The sequence below is a fragment of the Frankia canadensis genome (genome assembly GCF_900197875.1).
Classification (GTDB): domain Bacteria; phylum Actinomycetota; class Actinomycetes; order Frankiales; family Frankiaceae; genus Frankia; species Frankia canadensis.
In genome coordinates, this window is the sequence record NZ_FZMO01000101.1 from 41,470 (window position 1) to 58,656 (window position 17,187).

Consider the following 17,187-nt stretch of genomic DNA (forward strand, 5'->3'; position numbering starts at 1 on the left):
GGGAGGGAGCTGTGGCGGGCGGCTCTGGGCGAGGCGCCGCCCAGTGGGGCGAGCGGGACTCAGGTCGGCAGGCGAACCCGGCGGGGCGCCCGTCCGGCGGCGAGAGCACGCGCGTGCCCGGCAGGGCCCAGGCACCCGCCGCCCGGCCCGGGACGGCGCAGGCGCCCCGGGCTCAGGCGATCCGCGCATCGCCGGTGCCACGGCCGCGTGCGGCGCAGCGAGCGGCGCAGGCGGTCGGCATCGGCCCACGCCTCGCCCGCCGCCCGCATGCTCGGCGTTGCCCGTGCGTACAGGGCCAGACCGGCCTGGTCGGACAGGCGGCGCAACGCCCGCCCGTCCGCCGGCTCCGCGCCGACGCCGATTCGGGCGCGCACGGCCGCTTCGACGTCGCGGCGACCGGCGGCGGGACCAAGCGTCGTCCCACCGTCGTCCAGCTCGGCAAGCAGATCCAGCCAGGCGCCGCCGGTGCGGCGACGCGGGTCGGGATGACGCCGCCACCCCCTCCGGATCATCCCTGGCACCAGCAGGACCAGCGCCAGGTAGCAGAGGAGGACACCGGCGGAGGCTGCGCCCCCGATCACGAGGAGGCGGTGGCGAAGTCCAGGCGGTGGGGGCGCGGGGGCAGGGGGTTGGCTCGTCGTCGTGGCCCCGCCCCCGCCTCCGCCTGCGGTTCCCGCGCCGGCCGAGCCGGACGCGCCCCCGCTCCCTGCTCCCCTGCCGCCTGTTCCACCCGCGCCGGCGGCGCTGGACATCGGGGTGGCGGCGGCGCGGCGGGGGGTTGGGTCGAACGCGACCCACCCGAACCGCTCGAAGGCGACCTCCGGCCACACCGTGGCCTGAGCGCCGCGTACCGTGAGCACCGGTCCGCCTTGGACCCGAAACCCCACCACGAGCCGCGTCCGCATGCCGAGCCTGTCGGCGGCAAGCGCGAACACGGCGGCGAACTGCTCCGGCGTCCCCGCCCGCGCTCCGTCCAGGAACGCGGCCAGGTCGGCCGGGCTGTGACCGGCTCCGGCCATCGGGTCGTAGGCGTACCGGCCGCGCAGCGTGTCGGCCAGGTTCACCGCGGCGGGATAGCCGGAGCCGGCGCCACGGCGCACATCGACGACAAGCGCATCAAGACTGGCCGCCAGCGGACCCGAGGCGTCCACCGGCGCGGGGCTGACCGGATGCGGCGCGACGGCGTCACGCACCAACGACTGCTTAGGGGCGGACACAGGACGCACCGTCATCTGGTAGGACAGCCCGGGGCGAGGCCCCGCGCGCGAGAGCAGCAGGCCGCTGGCGACGTCGACGGACAGGTCCGGGCCATCCAGTCCGACCAGGCGGCCCATGGTCGGCATCAGCGGCCCATCGAGGCCACCCAGAGTAACGTGCATGCGCGTCGGGGCACCGAGCCTGTCTCGATCGGCGGCGTCGAGGCCGTCCTGGGGCAGCGGAACTCCGAGCCCGGCCGGCATCGGAGCCGCCGATGTGGACCAGTCGTGGCCGTCATAGCGGTCGAGCACCGCGAGGCGCAGCGGGTCGGCCGGGAGCGGGCCGCGCTGCGACCGGACGGTGAACAGAGAGCGCCGCGGCTCACGCAACCAGCCGCTGACCTTGCTCAGCGGACTGATATCGGTCCACTGGCGGGTGTGCGGGGTGATGGCGGCACGGGGATCGAGCGGGTGGTGGTCCACGGTCCGTGCGGCCGTTCCGGCGAGGATCGCGGCGAGCAGCACCGGTATCGTGGCGAGCAGGGTGGCGAGCAGCGGCCCCGCTGCCGAGCGCAGTCGCGGCGTACACCGGGACCGAGAAGCGCCGCGCACGCCGTGCGAGGGCGGCCGCCAGCCCCAAGAGCCGGGGGCGGCGGCCAGGCGCATCGGGTCGGTGGGCGCACCGGCGGCGGACAGCGCGCCGACGCCGAGCAGGGCAGTGGCGGGTGCCAGGGCGGCCCGGCCCGGCACCGCGAGTAGGACCGCGGCCGCGGCGACCAGACCTGCCGGTGCGAGCGCACGCCCGGAGGCGGCGGGCGCACGCACCCTCACCATCGCGAACGCACCCGCCAGCCAGGTGATGGTATAGGGCACGGTCACCAGCAAGGCGGTGGGCCGCACGGGGAGCGTCGACTCCAGGATCCTTCCCGGCCCCTCGACCGGTCCGGTCAGCAAGAGGCGCCGGGTGGACGGCGCCCAGAGTGGGGCCTGCGCGTGCAGGACCCCAAGCCATCCCGCCACGAACCACATCGCGGCGGCAGCGATCGCGCCGGCAACCGCGAGCAGCGCCCGCGCCTGCCAGCGTGTCGGCCGCGGGCGGAAGCCCCCTTGGGCCAGCCACGTGGCGACAAGCGCCGCCGCCGGTCCGCCCACAGCACCTGCGGCGACGGCCGGGACGAGGGCCTCGTCGGGGAAGGCCCGCTGGAAGACCAGACCTGCGGCGCACACCGCGGCAACTACCAGTGCGAGCCGTCTCGCCAGGCGCCACCCGCCGCCGACCGACGCGGCGGTCATCGATCCTGCCCGCTCGACTGTGCCCACAGCCGCAGCGCGGCCGATGCGCCGGGTGCGGACAGCACCGTCATCCCCGCGTCGCTCGTACGCGCCGGTGAGCCGGCGCCAAGTCGCAGCACCAGCACAGGTCCTCGGCCGTCGCGGTGTCCGCGCAGCCAGCCCGGCACCGCCGGATCGGAATCGCGCTGACCACGGCCGGTCACCACCACGGTGGCCGCGTCCGGTATGGCACCGAGTCCCCGCAGTCGCCCGCCCGGGCCTTCGCGCCCTGGGACGCGGGCCTCGATGCGGTCGATCTTTCGAAAGGTCAACCAGGCGAGCATCCGGTCGACGTCGCCGCGCCGCCCGTCACAGCGCAACTGTGCGGCACCGGCTATCACAAGAATCCGGCCACCGCCGCGCAGCAGCTGTGCCGACAGCGATGCCGCGACGTCGACCGCCTCCTCGAACGCAAGGGGGCCCGCCGCCATCCACGACGCTGCCCGGGTGTCGAGCACGAGGGTCAGCGCGGGATCGGGTACGTCGGTGAAACGGCGGACGAGCAGCGCGCCGGGTGTCGCGGCCCGCGCCCGCAACGTCGACGGCCAGTGGATGCGGCGGACGTCGTCGCCGAGGTGATAGGAACGCAGCCCGGCGAAGGACAGTCCTCCCTCGAGCCGGCCCCAGGTGCCGCCGTCGGCGTCCGTGCGCGCCGCGCGGGTACGCATCGGCGTGGGGACGGGGAGGATGCGCGGGCCCACCAGAACGGTCACCGGCGCTCCGATCTCCCGGCAACGCTCGAGCAGCCCGAAGGGGTCGCGCCGGTGCTGACGCAGCGGGCCGATGCGATGCCGGCCGCGTCGGGTCGTCCGCACACTCACCTCCACCACGCCGGGGCCCTCGTCGTGCCGTGGAACGAGGGCGCGCCCAGCCCAGGCGGTGCCCGGCAGCGACAGTGCGACGGGTCGGGCGCCCCGCCGTGTCCACCGGCCTGGGGCGAGGTGCGAGACCCGCAGGCGTGCCGACACGGCGTCGCCTCGGGTCACGACGGCGCGCGTCAGCTCGATCGACCCGGTCAGCGGAAGGTGCGGTGCCACCGTCAGGCTGGCCGCGACCAGCAGTGCCGCAGCGGCCGCAGCGGCCGCCATCGTGACCTCCGGATAACCCGATGCCAGGCCCAGGGGTGCTCCCGTGGCGGCCATGACCGCGGCGATGCGTCCGCGCCGGGTGGGTCGCGGCCAGTCCGACCGGCGCCGTCTGACCGCCGCTGGGGACTGCTGGAGACCGGTGGCCGTGGTGCTGCCGGTCAACATGACGGGATGTTGGGCGAGGGCTGGTTCGCCCGCGACATCGGGGTGCTGACGTAGATGTCCGGCACGAAGCCGTCGACGCCGTCGACGGTTACTTTGTCCCACCACTGGGAGATTCCGTCGCTGCCGGTTGGCTGGTAGGGGCCGGTGGTCTGGCATAGCACGTGCACTGGCACACCCCAGGTGTTCTGCGGCGTGCCGGGCAGCAAGACGCCCGTCGGAGACCCGCCGGGTGCGTCGAGGACCGGGAGGTCCTCAACATGCGCGTAGGTGCAGTCGTCGCAGGGCGGTTTGGTCCACGCGACGATCGTGTCGGCGCCGTACGACGAACAGCCAGCGGCGTTGCAGACGGAATACTGAAACCTCGTTACGTACGTACCCATGCCCAGGCGGACATCGAAGTGCACAAGTCCATCGGGGGCGAGCGAGTCCCAGTCCCCGCTGTGGGATGGCTGGGTGCACCCGTCCTCAGGGAAGGTGCCGCCGCCCGACTGCAGCATGTAGAAGTAGCTGAAACACACCTGCTCCGGAGGCCCACCTGACTCCGGGGTGAAGGTGAGGTCGAAGAAGCCGTTGCCAGTGACGATGTGCGGGTTGGCGAGCTGCCCGGGCCGCTCGCAGCCGTAGGCGTCGTGGCTGACCGCGGCGACTGCCGGGTCGAGGAAGGTCACCGAGTAATTGCGCTTCCCGCAGTCCGGGACGCGCACACGAAAGCCGTTCGAGGTGGTCGACACGATTGTCGCGTCCGGGCTCACCGACAGGGTCGCTCCTGACGCCGGAACTCCGCCGGGCGCGGTGATGGTGACGTCCACGAGATGATCGCCGGAGGGCCGCACCTGCAGGGATCCCGGCGGACGCGATCCCGGTGGCACGGTTCCGGTTCCAACTTCCGTGGACGTCGGCGACGGAGGCGGGGTGCGTCCCGGCCGGGAGGCACCGCCGGAGTCCTCAGAGCTGGGCGGAGTCGGTGGCGGCTGCCCCTGTGAAGGTCTCGTGCCGCGCTCGCCGGTCGGGACGGGTGGGGGCTTGGCGGCGGGCGGAGATGGCCGCTGGTCCCCCGCGGGATGCGCGGGTTGCGGATCCGTCTGTGAGGGGCGTGTCTGTCTCGGCAGGGCTGGCGAGGTACTTGGCGACGGAGACGCCGCGGTGTTGGAGGCGCTGCGCGGCGCCGGCGGGGAAGGCGGCGGAACCGTCGCCCTCGTGGTGGCCGCGGGTTTCGCCGATTCCGCCGTGGCCGCCACAGGTGCCGGCACGACGGTCGGCCCTGGTGCAGGTGTGATTGACGGCGGCAGTGGCGCCGGTCCGAGGGTGGCGGGCGAGAGTGAACGGAGGTGGATCGCGCGGGTGCGGCCCTGATAGGTGACGCTGGCCTGCCCGCTGTGGCGGTCGTTGGCCCACAGCAGCAGTCCGCGTGTGGTGAGCGCGATATCGGCGCCCGGCGCGCCGAGCGTCGTAACGGCGAGCGTGCGCCCCGTGCGGCTGTCCAGCGCGAGGACCCGACCAGTCTGGTTGTCCGGGATGTAGAGCACGGCGCCCTGCATCGCGGGCGCGCCGAGACCGCTCCCAGGAAGACCGGCGGGCAACCGCACCGCCCGAACCCGGCGGTGCGCGGTATCGACCAGCAGCACCCGCGCGCCAGACACCACGAGAGGGACGACCGGGCCGGCATCCCCGCGGGGTAGGCGTGCCATCGCGGCCGCCAGGTCGTCGCCGCGCACGCTCGCGGGAAGTGTCAGGACGCCCCGCGTGCCACGGAGCGGGACGAGCCGGTTTCCGGAGACATCCAGCGCCCACGGATGTCCCGCCGCCGTCACGACGCCGAGCTGACCTCCCGGACGCGTCACCTGGTGTGGGACGTCGAGCGTATCGCCGGCCAGGGAGGCAACCGCACCCTGTCTCGCGAGACCCACCCAGACCTGACCGGCGTCGTCCGACCACAGGTCGCTGGCCGGCAGGCCGCGGGTGTTCACGCTGCGCCGGATACGCAGAGTGGTCGCGTCGACCCGGACGAGGGAGCCAATATTTCCGTCTAGCAGATAGGCCTCCCCAGCACGGCTGATAGCGATACTGAGACGGCTTCCGGCGTCGGCGAAGGAGCGCCGCGGCACCATCGGGCCGGTCGTCGCCCGATTCGCTGACGCCGCGTCGACGCGGGCGACTGTTCCCGTCGTGCCCACTGCGATGAGCACGCCGTCGTCGGGTCCCTGAGTGAGGGCGAGAGTCTGGTGGACACCATAGGGCACAGCCACCGGAAGGCCCGCCGTCGCGGAGGCGCCTTCGGCGCGCTGGACCACTCCTGAGTCCGAGGCGGACAGCCAGAAGGAATCGGCCTCGATTTCCAGCTGAGCCCTGCCATGTCCTTGACGAAGGATTATCACCAGAGCTGCGACAAGTAGAAATACCGCTGCCGCCGCTGCCGCCGCTGCCGCCGCTGCCCGCACCCGAGTGCGGCGGCTACGCGAACCCTCGGCGACAACCCGCGAACCCGAAAAATCCGCCAGATGAATATATCGATGCATTGATGTAGATCCCCCGTGCGCGCATCGTGGTCCCCCGACCGACACTTGCGCATCAGGGAGATTCTAGACCATGACGACCATGGGCCTCGCCCGACCGCGCTGTACCCGCTCCGCCTCGCGACGCTGTCTTCGCTGACATGACATGACGAACACGACAGCTCCCGGGTAAACCCGGACAGCGTAACGGCTCGTGCACCATCGCGGATGTTGTGGGCGGCAAACAGGTCAGGGCGGCGTCGAGCTGGTCGCATCCGTCCAGACGGCGTCGGTCGTTGTGGGTAACCGACAACGAGCGGGCACCGATCTCGGCGGCGACGACGCTGGGCGCGGCTGGGGGCTGGCTGCGAAGGTAGAGGCTGTCACCGCCACGGGGCCGCCCTGACACCCGCGTGTCCCGTCGCGTTCACCTCCACCGTCGGCGGAGCATCACCACCGGTGGAGTGCCGCGACCGGTGGTGCGCCGCGACGGCGGGGCGCCACCTGGCGGCTCGGGCTCGGCACATCCGCGGACGAACGGGAGATCGCACTCGTGCAGGACAGGATCGTGGTCACGGGAATCGGCGCGATGACCCCCCTCGGTGGGGATCTCGCCACCAGCTGGGACGGCCTGCTCGCAGGCGCCTCCGGGGTCGGTCTTGTCGAGGACGAGTGGGCCCGCGACCTGCCGGTGCGCATCGCCGGCCGGCTGCCCGTCGACCCGGGCGCGACCCTGCCCCGCAAGGACGCCCGCAAGCTCGACCGCTGCGAGCAGATGGCCATGGTCACCGCCCGCGAGGCGTGGGCCGACGCCGGGCGGCCCGAGGTCGACCCGCACCGGCTCGCCGTCGTCATCGGCACCGGCTACGGCGGCGTGCAGTCCACCCTGAGCCAGCACCGCGTCGTCGAGGCGGGCAACGCGCGGCGGATGAGCCCGCACGCGATCATCATGCTGATGGCCAACGGGCCGGCCGCCTGGGTCAGCATCGACCTCGGTGCCCGCGCCGGCGCCCGCACCCCGGTCAGCGCCTGCGCGTCCGGCGCGGAGGCGATCTCCATCGCGATGGAGATGATCCAGGCGGACCTCGCCGACGTCGTCGTCGCCGGTGGCGTCGAGGCGCCGGTGGACAACCTGCCGCTGGCCGCGTTCGCGCAGATGCGCGCCCTGTCGACCCGCCACGACGACCCGGCCGCCGCGTCCCGGCCGTTCGACGCCGACCGCGACGGCTTCGTCCTCGGCGAAGGGGCCGCCGTCGCCATCCTCGAACGCGAGTCGTTCGCCACCGGACGCGGCGCCCGTGTGCACGCGGTGGCCGCCGGCGCCGCGGTGAACTCCGACGCCCTCGACATCACCACCGCCGACCCGGCCAACCAGTCCCGCGCCATCGCCACCGCGCTGCGCCGCGCCGGGCTCACCGCCACCGACATCGGCCTCGTGCACGCCCACGCCACCTCCACCCCGGTCGGTGACCCGCTGGAGGCCGAGGCGATCGCCTCGACGATCGGCACCCACCCGGCCGTGTTCGCCACCAAGGCGTCGACCGGTCACACCCTCGGCGCCGCCGGCGCGATCGGCGCGGTGGCCACCATCTGCGCCCTGCGCGACGGCATCATCCCGCCCGTGCGCAACCTCGACACCCTCGACCCGGCGATCAAGCTCGACGTCGTCACCGGCGCCGCCCGCCGCGAGCGTGTCCACGCCGCCGTCGCGAACGCCTTCGGCTTCGGCGGCCACAACGCCACCCTGGTCTTCACCGCCGCCTGACGCCCCACCTGGGCCGCGTCTCGCGTTGTGATCGTCGCGTCGCGTGGGCGCGGCGGCGGGTTTGTGGCAGCGTCCTGGCCATGTCACGGCGGCCCGTGTCGCGAACAGGGGGACGCGTCGGACGCGACACGCCGACGTCGCGACACGGTGCCGCTGTCCCCCGCGGGACTTCCCCTCGACGGGAAACCTGCCCCGTGTGACGAGGGTGCGGCCGCGACGACGATCAGGCCGGCAGGTGCGTCGGCCCGGTTGCTCCGTCAGGCCTGCATGTCGGTCAGGCTGGTCTCTCGGTCTGCTCGGCGGGCTGGTCGCCGCTCGTCGTCGCGGCCGGCGGATCGAACGTCGACTCCGCCGTCGACTCAGCCCTCGGGGGATCGGTGGGCGCCGGGTCGGACGGCGCCGGCTCGTCAGCCTCGCCCTCGTCAGCCTCGCCCTCATCAGCCGCGGTCTCGGGTGCCATGTCCGCGTCCGAGGTCGAGGGTGACGCCGCCCGGCGACGGCGGCGCACGACAAGCACGACGGCGACCGCCACGGCCACCACCACGGCGGATCCGGCACCGACCACCGGCCACACCCAGCCCGGCGTGCCGTCGTCGACATGGCCGGAGACCTGCACGTACTCGGGTTTCTCCACGGTGGACGTCAGATCCTTCGGGACCAGGATCTGGTCTTTCGGGCCGAGCAGCCTGTTGCGGTGGCGAAAGTCGTCGAGGCTGGTGAACAGGGTGCCGTTCTTCGGGTCGAGCGCGACCGTGCGGCCGCCCTCGCAGCGGACGAGGTACAGCGACAGCGCGTCCAGCTTCCCGGCCCCGGCCCGCTCCACCACGATGCGGCGCTCCACCACCGGCCCGGGCTTCGCGGCCGGCTCGCAGCGCGGCGACGACGACGAGCCGCACCCCGCGAGCACCATCACCACCACCAGGCCCAGCAGCGCCACCATCCCACCCGCCGCCCTCACCCCGGCACGCGGATGACGACGGTCAGACACTGCGGGCACGAACGGAGCGGCGGACACAGGACGTCGACGACACCGCGGAGACGGTCGGAGCATGCGTTCATTGTGCTGACCGGCCAAGGCCTGGGCGCACCGCGGTCGCGTGACCCGCGCCGCGCGCCCGCCGCGGCGGGGCGGGGGGCGGGTTGACTTCGAGCGCGCGCGAGGACCTAGCGTCTGCGATCATGCCAACCATACTGATCACCGGGGCGAACAGGGGTCTTGGCTTCGAGACCGCCCGCCAGCTGCTCGCCGCCGGCCACACGGTCTACCTCGGCAGCCGCGACGCCGCGCGTGGCCGGCACGCCGCGGCCAGCCTGGACGGCGCACGGGCGGTCCAGCTCGATGTCACGGATGACGCTTCCGTCGCTGCCGCCGCCGACGTGATCGGCCGGGACGGAGGCCTGGACGTGCTGGTCAGCAATGCCGGCATCGCCCCGGAATGGGGGGAGAACGGCGTGGTGACCGGCGCCGCCGACCTGACCGCCGCACTGACCCGCCAGACGTTTGACACGAACGTTCTCGGCGCGGTGCGCGTCCTGCACGCGTTTCTCCCGCTGCTGCGCCGCTCCACCGCGCCGGTGGTGGTCCTCGTCAGCAGCGGCCTGGCGTCTCTCACCCGGGCCAGCACCGCGGGCTCCTCGACGCCGACGGCGCCCTTCCCTGGTAACCCGACGCAGGCGGCGGCCCACAGCAGGATCGCGCCGTTGGCCGGTCAGCCGGTCGGACCGCTTCCCTGCGCCGGCGCGGCCGACCCGTCCGGGACCGTCGCGGCGGCGAAGCGCTCCCGCTGCTTGGCGGCGAACGCCGCCGTCGCGTTGGCCCGCGGGAACGGACCGGCGGGAACCGGGACACCGAGGAAGTCGCACAGCGGCTCCCAGCCGTGCGTGACATCGAACACCAGCAGGCGCCGCGCGGGCACCTCGCGGCGCACGGCGGCGGTGTGCTCGGCGAAGATCTCCAGAGCGCGGTCCCTGTCGGCGAAACGCCCCCCGAAGACGCCGTCCCAGATCAGCGCGTTCATCATGGTAACCACCTGCCGGCCCTGCTCGTTGAGGTTGGGCGGCGTGGACGAGACGGCCCGGAAGATCGTGTTGCGGGCGCTGGCGTACCACCGCTCGGGGTCACGCACGGTGTGGATGACCCGCGCCGCCGGGTAGGCCTCGACGAGCTCCCGCCAGAACCGGGCACCCGGCCAGTCCACCGTCGACCGACAGCCCTCGAACAGCGCCTCCCAGTTCACCGGCTTGCCGTCCGCGGCGTCGGTCCAGTATGGGATCGTGTGCCGGCGGTGGGCCAGTACCTCGTCCATGTGCTGGCAGGGGCCGAAGCCGAGCTGTTCGAGTGCCGCCTTGAGCGACAGCGTTCCCGTGCGTCCGAATCCCACGCCGATCACGTCGAGCATCGCATCTCCTCAGCTGCGCCGATCCCCCACGTGTGCCCCCACGCTACCGTCGGTGTGACGCTGCGTGAAGATCCAGCCGGCGAGGTGGACGCAGATGGCCACCTCGACGCGGGCCGACGGCGGCGCGCACAGGCCGCTAGCTGCCAGGATCCGCCCGCGGGCTGGTCGCCGTGGTGACGCCGACCGCCGGGGCGGCGGGGCCGGCTGTGCTGGTTGGGGTGGTTGTGCCGGTGGTGGCGTCGCCGCCGGCCGGCACGCGGAGGCGGGGGCGGGCCAGGCCGCAGGGATCGTCGTCGGCGGTGCAGGGCTCGCATTCGGCCTCGACGGTGACGTGGGTGATGCCGTGACGGGCGGCGAGCATCGCCTTGATCTCGTCCGAGACGGCGCGGGCCTGCGCGAGGCTGGGATGCCCCCCGTCACGGCCGTCGTCACCGCCGTCGAGATGACCGAGGGTGACGTGCACCGAGGCGGCGGCCACCCGGTCGGACAGCCCCCACACGTGCAGGTCGTGGACGTCGAGAACATGCTCATGGCCGAGGATGTCGGCCCGTACAGCCACCACGTCGAGATTCTCCGGAGTCGCCTCCAGCAGCACCCGCGACGCGCTGACCAGCAGCCGCACGCCCTGCGCGGCGATGAGCAGCGAGATCACCAGCGACACCGCCGGGTCCAGCCAGTACCCGCCGCCGGCCAGCCAGATCACCAGGCCGGCGGCGGCGACCGCCACCGACACCGCGGCGTCCCCGGCCAGGTGCAGCACCGCCGCGCGGGTGTTCAGATCGCCGTCACGCTCCCGCACCAGCAGTGCCGACACCCCGTTGACCGCGGCGGCGACCAGCGCCACCACCACGACCACCGGCCCGTCGACGTCGCCGTGCGCGCCCAGGCGGCGCAGCGCCTCCACGGCGAGCAGCGCCGTCACCACCAGCACCGCCGCCGCGTTGGCCTGCGCGGCGAGCACCGGCCAGCGCAGCCCGCCGAACGTGCGCCGCGCCGAGGGCGGGCGCCGCGACAGCGTCAGCGCCACCAGCGCGAGCGCCACCCCGGCCGTGTCGGTCAGGTTGTGCCCGGCGTCGGCGAGCAGACCCACCGAATGCGCCGCCACCCCGGCGATCGCCTGCCCGACGACGATCGCCAGGTTCAGCCCCGTCGCCCACCACAACCGCCGCCGCTGCGCCGCCGTCGTCCGCCCCGACACACCATGCCCATGACTGTGGCTGTGGCTGGCATGGCCGGGACCGTCGCCATGGCGGTGGTCGTGGTCGTGGTCGTGATCCTGTTCGGGGACGTGGTGGTCGGCGCCGGCCCAGTGGCCGGCGTGCGCGGTCACGACAGCGCCTCGTCGACGGCCGCGACCGCCTCTGCCACCCCGGCCGGGACGAGCGGTACCGCGGGACCGGTGTACTCCTCGTGGACATGCTCGGGATCGACGGCGAGGACGACGTCGAGCAGGTCACCGAGGGCGTGGCGCAGCTTGTCGTCGGCCAGCTCATAACGCTGGCGGCGACCCTCCGGCGTCGCGACGACCAGCCCGCAGCCGCGCAGGCAGGCCAGATGGTTCGACAGGTTCGTCCGGCCCACACCGAGGACCTCGGCGAGCTCCGACGGATACGCCGCGCCCGCGCGCAGTACGAGCAGCAGCCGCGCCCGCGTCGGATCGGACAGCGCGTGCCCGAACCGCGCGAGCACCTCGGCGGACGACGCGAGAGCAACCATGCCCCAACGATACAGCCGCCGCTGACGTCAGCGCATCCTGAACAGACGCCTCCGGGGGCGGTTCAGGCGTCGAACAGGGCGCTGACGGACTCGCCGTTGTGGATGCGGCGGATCGCCTCGGCCAGCGGCGGGGCGACGGTGAGCACCGTCAGCTCCGGCACCCGGCCGTCGACAGGAATCGGCACCGTGTTCGTGCAGACGATCTCGACGACCTCCGGCTGGTCGGCGATCCGCTTGAGCGCCCCGGCCGAGAACAACCCGTGCGTGCAGGCGACCCGCACCGAGCGCACCTCGAGCTCACGCAGCCGCTCCAGCAGCTCCAGCACCGTCGAACCCTTGGCGATCTCGTCGTCGAGCACGATCACGTCCCGCCCGGCGACGTCCCCGATCACCGAGGAGATGCTCACCCGGTCGTCGGCGAAGCGCTGCTTGGCACCCGCGGCGACCCGCGCCCCGAGCATCCGCGCGAACGCCGCCGCCTCCTTGGCGTTGCCCAGGTCCGGCGAGACGACCGTCGTGTTCGACAGGTCATGGCGGCGAAAGTGCGCCGCGAGCTCCCGCAGCGCGTGCAGATGATCCACCGGGACGCTGAAGAACCCGTGCACCTGCGGCGAGTGCAGCGTCATCGCCAGCACCCGGCTCGCCCCCGCGGCCACCAGCAGGTCCGCGACGAGCCGCCCGCCGATCGAGATCCTCGGTGCGTCCTTCTTGTCCGAGCGCGCATAGGCATAGTGCGGCAGCACCACCGTCGTGCGCGCCGCCGACGCACCCCGCGCCGCGTCCAGCATCAGCAGCAGCTCGACCAGGTTCTCCTGGGTCGGCGCGACCAGCGGCTGGATCAGGAACACGTCCCGTTCCCGGCAGTTCGCCGGCAGCTGGACCTCGAGGCAGTCGTTGGCGAAGCGCTGCGTGCGTACCCGGTGCAGCGGCACGTCCAGATGCGTGCAGATCTCCTCGGCGAGGCTGGGGTGGGCACTGCCGCTGAAGACGGCGATGTCGCGCACGAACGCTCCCTGTTCTCCGGTGTTGCGCGTTCACCTGGGTGACGCCGCGCAGTCGGGCCGAGGTCGCCGTCCCGTCGACGACCGACCCGGATGCTACCGACGAAATGGCGCCCAGGCGCGGCCAGCGGCCCACGGCCGCCCCGCCGACCCGGCGCGCCGGGCCACCCAAGACGTCAGGCGGCCCGCAGCGCGTCGCGCAACGCCACCCGGGTGCCCGAGCGTTTCACCGCGTTGCCGTACACCCGGCCCGCCAGCCAGACCAGCAGCCCGGTCAGCGCCAGCGCCGCGACCAGCGCAACCACCACCTGCCACACCGCCACACTGCCGATCCCGATCACCATCGGCATCAGCACCGGCGCGAACAGCGGGATCATCGCCAGCGTCAGCACCAGCCCGCTGTCCGGCGACGCCGGCAGCACCGAGATTCCCACCACATACGGGATGATGATCGCCGCGATGATCGGCGGGGTGACCCCGGCGGCGTCCTCCTGCCGCGACACCAGCGCCCCCGCCGCCGCGAACAGCAGCGCGTACATCGAGAACCCGACCAGGTACCACAGCAGCGCCATCGCCACCGACCCGACCGCGAGACCCGCCGGAATCCCGAGCTGCCCCGTCGCCAGGCCAAGCCCCACCCCCACCACGCCGATCAGCGCCAGCTGCCCCAGCGCGACCGCGCCGATCCCGACGACCTTCCCGGCCATCAGCTGCCACGGCCGCACCACCGCCAGCAGCAGCTCCACCACCCGCGACGACTTCTCCTCCACGACGCCCTGCGTCACCGCCGGCCCGAAGATCATCAGCGAGAGATAGATGAGGCCACCGGAGAGCAGGCCGAGCAGCAGCCGCGGCCCGTCGACCTCGCGCTTCGCGTGCAGCGCCGTCACGTCGACGCCGGCCGTCACCACCGCCCGGCCCACCGTCGCCGGATCACCGCCGAGACCGGCGATCTGCGCCTCCAGCGCGGCCTGGCGCGCCGCGACCGTCAGCACGGAGGTCAAGGTGTCCGACAGATCCTTCTTCACCGTCACCTGGTAGCCGCCGCCGGCCGCCCCGGTGCGCACCAGCGCGTCGACGTCCCCGTCGAGCACCGCCTGCCGGCCGTCGGCGACGTCGGTGACCGTGCGCACCCGCACCTCCTCGCCGAGGGATCGCCCCGCGGCGACGATCGCCGTGGCCTGCCGTCCGTCCGCCGCCGTCACCGCCACCGTCGACGACGACGACGACGACCCGCCGCTGACGGCGCTGAGGACCAGCACGGCCGCCGCGATCGCGACCACGAACAGCGCCGTCATCACCTGGAACGCCCGCGACCGCACCCGGGTGACGATCTCCCGCCCGGCGATCAGCCGCAGCGCCCGCGCCGTGCCGAGCTCACCGAGCCCGCCGTCGTGCCCGCTGACCCCACCTTCGGATCCGCCGGTCGCGCCCCGCGGCCCATCGGCGCCGCCAACGCCGTCCGTCGTCATCTGCCCTCCCGCTCCCGCCAGGACCGCACGCCGTCCTCCCGCACCCCCGCTGTCACGGCGCACCCGCGCCGTCCGGGCCGATCGAGCCATCGTCGCCGGCCGCGGCCTTCGGACCGCCCGCGCTGGTCACGGCGTGCGGGTCGTCTGCGTCGGCCGTGCCGCGCGGGTCGGGCGAGGCGCTCGCCACCGGTATGGTGCCCGGCGGGGCTGGCATGGCCGACGCGTTCCGCGGAACGTCTGCGGCCGGAGAGCCGGGGCCCGATGGTTGCGCTGGCGAGGCCGTGGGTGCCGAAAGCTGGGAGGGCAACGTCGGAGCCGCCGGAGCCGGATGGGTCGGAGACGGCGGCTGCTGTGGGGCCGGGGGCTGCGGGGAGGGCGCCCCGGGCGAGGCGGGAGCGGTAACGACGTCGCGGAACAACTCGGACAGGGACGGCAGCCGGTGGCGGAACTCACGCACCGGGCCGGTGGCCAGCGCCGCGTGCAACACGGCCTGGTCGTCGGCGCCGGGGGCCAGCTCCAGCACCGTGGCCGTCCCCTCCCGGCCACGCGACGTGACCCCGTCGAGGCCGTCGGCCCAGCCGTCGGGCGCCGACGGCGCGTTAACCACCAGCCGGCTCGTCCCCGCCGATCGCAGCTCGCCGACCGGCCCGCAGGCCACCATCCGACCCGCACGGACGATCCCCACCCGGTCGCACAGCCGCTCCACCAGCTCCAGCTGGTGGCTGGAGAACACCACCGGCACACCGGCGGCGCGCCGCTCGCGCAGCACCTCGCTCATCACGTCCACGGCCACCGGGTCCAGGCCCGAGAACGGCTCGTCGAGGACGAGGACGACCGGGTCGTGCACGAGCGCCGCCGCGAGCTGCACCCGCTGCTGGTTGCCCAGGCTCAGTTTCTGCACCTCGTCGTCGCGGCGCTGCGCGACCCCGAGCCGCTCCGTCCACCGCTCCACCGCCCGGCGCGCCGACACCGGACCGAGACCGTGCAGCTGGGCGAGGTAGACGAGCTGCTCGGCCACCTTCATCTTCGGGTACAGCCCACGCTCCTCCGGCATGTACCCGATGCGACGGCGCATCGCCAGGTCCAGCGGTACGCCGTCGAAACGCACCTCACCGGCGTCCGCGGCCAGCACGCCGAGGACGATCCGCATCGTGGTCGTCTTGCCTGCGCCGTTGCTGCCAACGAACCCGAACAGCTCACCGGCGCGCACGTCGAACGACATCGCGTCCAGCGCCACGGTCGACCCGTACCGCTTGGAGACACCGTCGATCTCCAGCCGCCCGTCGCCCATGAGCTTCCACCGCCTCCAGCTTGCCCGGCCCGCGTGCCTATTGTGTCCGGCCCCTGACCGCCGCCCACACCGCGGTCACGGTCACCCAACTGACAAGATCAAAGGTTGTCTCTGGTGGTGGTCCGTGGTGTGTAAGATTTTGATCTTGTGATAGGCGTGGTGTGGGAGATCGTCAACAGCGTTGATTATCTTGATGGCGGTCAGGATGGCCGTGTGCGCCAGACGGAGACGTGGGCCCCGCTGGACGCGGTGAAGGGCTCCCCGCTCCAGCCCGCCCAACGCTCGGTCAGATCCAGTCCGGCGAGGCGGGCCATCAGGTCGAGCTCGCTCGGCCACGCGTAGCGCAGCTCGACCGGGAAGGTCCGCACCCCCGTCGGCCCGAGGACCAGCCGGCGGGCGCGGATGCGCTGGGTGAGCGGGTCGTGGGTGGCGGCGATCAGCCGGGTCTCCTCCCCCGTCATCTCCTCCGCGACGACGTGCTGGCCGTTCGGGTAGCGGGCCGGGTCGGGGACGAACGCCTCCATGACGAGGTGCCCCCCGGGCCGCAGCGCGCGCGCCGCGTTCGCCAGACACCGCACCTGCGACTCCTGGTCGAGGAGCGCGAAGAAGGTGTTGAACACGACGTACACCAGTGCGAACGGGCCGCCGGGCGCGTCGACGCCGGCGAAGTCGCCGACCGCGACCGGGATGTCCGCGCCGCCGGGCTTGTCCCGCAGCCGCGCGAGCATCCGCGGGGAGGCGTCGATGCCGACGACGGGGGTGCCGAGCGCCGCGAGCGGCAGCGCCACCCGGCCCGTCCCGATCCCGAGCTCCAGCGCGGGGCCGCTCCCCTCCCCCACCGCCGCGCCCGCCCGCGCGTGCAGGAACGCGGCGACCGCCGCGACCTGCGCGCCACGCGCCGGGAACCAGTCGTCGTACACGTCCGCGACGCGCTCGCCGTAGGACTCCGGTCTGAGCGTGTCATCCATGGCACCCACCGCATCCATGTCACGCAGGCTGACATACGACCCACCTGGACCTCATCTTCTTTTCCGGCGATATCGCCACCCAGGGCGATCGCCTGGGACGCACTGCCCGCGGCCGAGGCCAACCCGGTCGCGGTCGCCGCGATGGCCGAGGTCGCCACCGCCACCGCCACCTACCGACCAGCATCCTTGGCCGCCCCCAGCGTCCCCGTCCCCCCCACAGACCCGACCGCCGCCAACGGGACACCCCCCGCCGCTACCGTCCCGGCGGCGGCTGACGAGGCCGCCCCGGCGGCGCAGACCGC

General features: G+C 73.5%; 11 protein-coding genes and 2 pseudogenes. 2 read left to right on the top strand and 11 right to left on the bottom strand.

Features of this window, described 5'->3' with window-relative positions:
- Positions 1-59: 59 nt before the first annotated feature.
- The 3 genes from C1A33_RS10465 to C1A33_RS34775 form a co-directional block, all read right to left on the bottom strand.
- Positions 60-2,489 (bottom strand): transglutaminase domain-containing protein, encoded by a 2,430-nt coding sequence (locus C1A33_RS10465; RefSeq protein WP_101831317.1) that lies wholly within the window; start codon positions 2,487-2,489, stop codon positions 60-62.
- A complete protein-coding gene (locus C1A33_RS10470) occupies positions 2,486-3,616 on the bottom strand; it encodes a DUF58 domain-containing protein (RefSeq protein WP_165818322.1) in 1,131 nt (376 codons plus the stop codon). Before C1A33_RS10470 ends, C1A33_RS10465 begins: the two co-directional genes overlap by 4 nt.
- Before the next feature lie 158 nt (positions 3,617-3,774).
- Complete coding sequence (locus C1A33_RS34775; RefSeq protein WP_165818323.1) at positions 3,775-6,027, bottom strand: NHL repeat-containing protein; 2,253 nt, start codon at positions 6,025-6,027, stop codon at positions 3,775-3,777.
- An 814-nt stretch (positions 6,028-6,841) separates the two neighbouring features.
- On the opposite strand from C1A33_RS34775, the gene C1A33_RS10475 reads away from it, so the two are divergent.
- Positions 6,842-8,038 carry a beta-ketoacyl-[acyl-carrier-protein] synthase family protein gene (locus tag C1A33_RS10475; protein WP_279354606.1) on the top strand — a complete coding sequence of 399 codons (1,197 nt, stop codon included), beginning with the start codon at positions 6,842-6,844 and terminating at the stop codon, positions 8,036-8,038.
- Positions 8,039-8,312: 274 nt separating this feature from the next.
- Here C1A33_RS10475 and C1A33_RS10480 read toward each other — a convergent pair whose 3' ends face one another.
- Complete coding sequence (locus C1A33_RS10480) at positions 8,313-8,978, bottom strand: hypothetical protein (RefSeq protein WP_101831320.1); 666 nt, start codon at positions 8,976-8,978, stop codon at positions 8,313-8,315.
- 239 nt (positions 8,979-9,217) lie between these two features.
- Here C1A33_RS10480 and C1A33_RS35665 point away from each other — a divergent pair.
- Positions 9,218-9,592 (top strand): annotated as a pseudogene (locus tag C1A33_RS35665) (SDR family NAD(P)-dependent oxidoreductase); the annotation flags it as partial.
- A 155-nt stretch (positions 9,593-9,747) separates the two neighbouring features.
- On the opposite strand, the gene C1A33_RS35670 reads toward C1A33_RS35665, so the two are convergent.
- The 7 genes and pseudogenes from C1A33_RS35670 to C1A33_RS10515 all read right to left on the bottom strand — a co-directional run bounded on the left by C1A33_RS35670 (position 9,748) and on the right by C1A33_RS10515 (position 16,885).
- On the bottom strand, positions 9,748-10,437 hold the full coding sequence (locus tag C1A33_RS35670) for a sulfotransferase family protein (protein ID WP_207770248.1): 690 nt from the start codon (positions 10,435-10,437) through the stop codon (positions 9,748-9,750).
- A 136-nt stretch (positions 10,438-10,573) separates the two neighbouring features.
- Positions 10,574-11,767 (bottom strand): cation diffusion facilitator family transporter, encoded by a 1,194-nt coding sequence (locus C1A33_RS10490; protein WP_101831322.1) that lies wholly within the window; start codon positions 11,765-11,767, stop codon positions 10,574-10,576.
- Complete coding sequence (locus C1A33_RS10495; RefSeq protein ID WP_101831323.1) at positions 11,764-12,153, bottom strand: ArsR/SmtB family transcription factor; 390 nt, start codon at positions 12,151-12,153, stop codon at positions 11,764-11,766. The genes C1A33_RS10490 and C1A33_RS10495 overlap by 4 nt, the downstream gene beginning before the upstream one ends.
- A 62-nt stretch (positions 12,154-12,215) precedes the next feature.
- Positions 12,216-13,157 carry a ribose-phosphate diphosphokinase gene (locus C1A33_RS10500; RefSeq protein WP_101831324.1) on the bottom strand — a complete coding sequence of 314 codons (942 nt, stop codon included), beginning with the start codon at positions 13,155-13,157 and terminating at the stop codon, positions 12,216-12,218.
- Between the two features lie 173 nt (positions 13,158-13,330).
- Complete coding sequence (locus C1A33_RS10505; RefSeq protein ID WP_101831325.1) at positions 13,331-14,626, bottom strand: ABC transporter permease; 1,296 nt, start codon at positions 14,624-14,626, stop codon at positions 13,331-13,333.
- A gap of 379 nt (positions 14,627-15,005) precedes the next feature.
- Positions 15,006-15,917, bottom strand: a pseudogene (locus C1A33_RS10510) (ABC transporter ATP-binding protein); the annotation flags it as partial.
- A 200-nt stretch (positions 15,918-16,117) separates the two neighbouring features.
- A complete protein-coding gene (locus C1A33_RS10515; protein ID WP_243407396.1) occupies positions 16,118-16,885 on the bottom strand; it encodes a class I SAM-dependent DNA methyltransferase in 768 nt (255 codons plus the stop codon).
- Positions 16,886-17,187 lie beyond the last annotated feature (302 nt).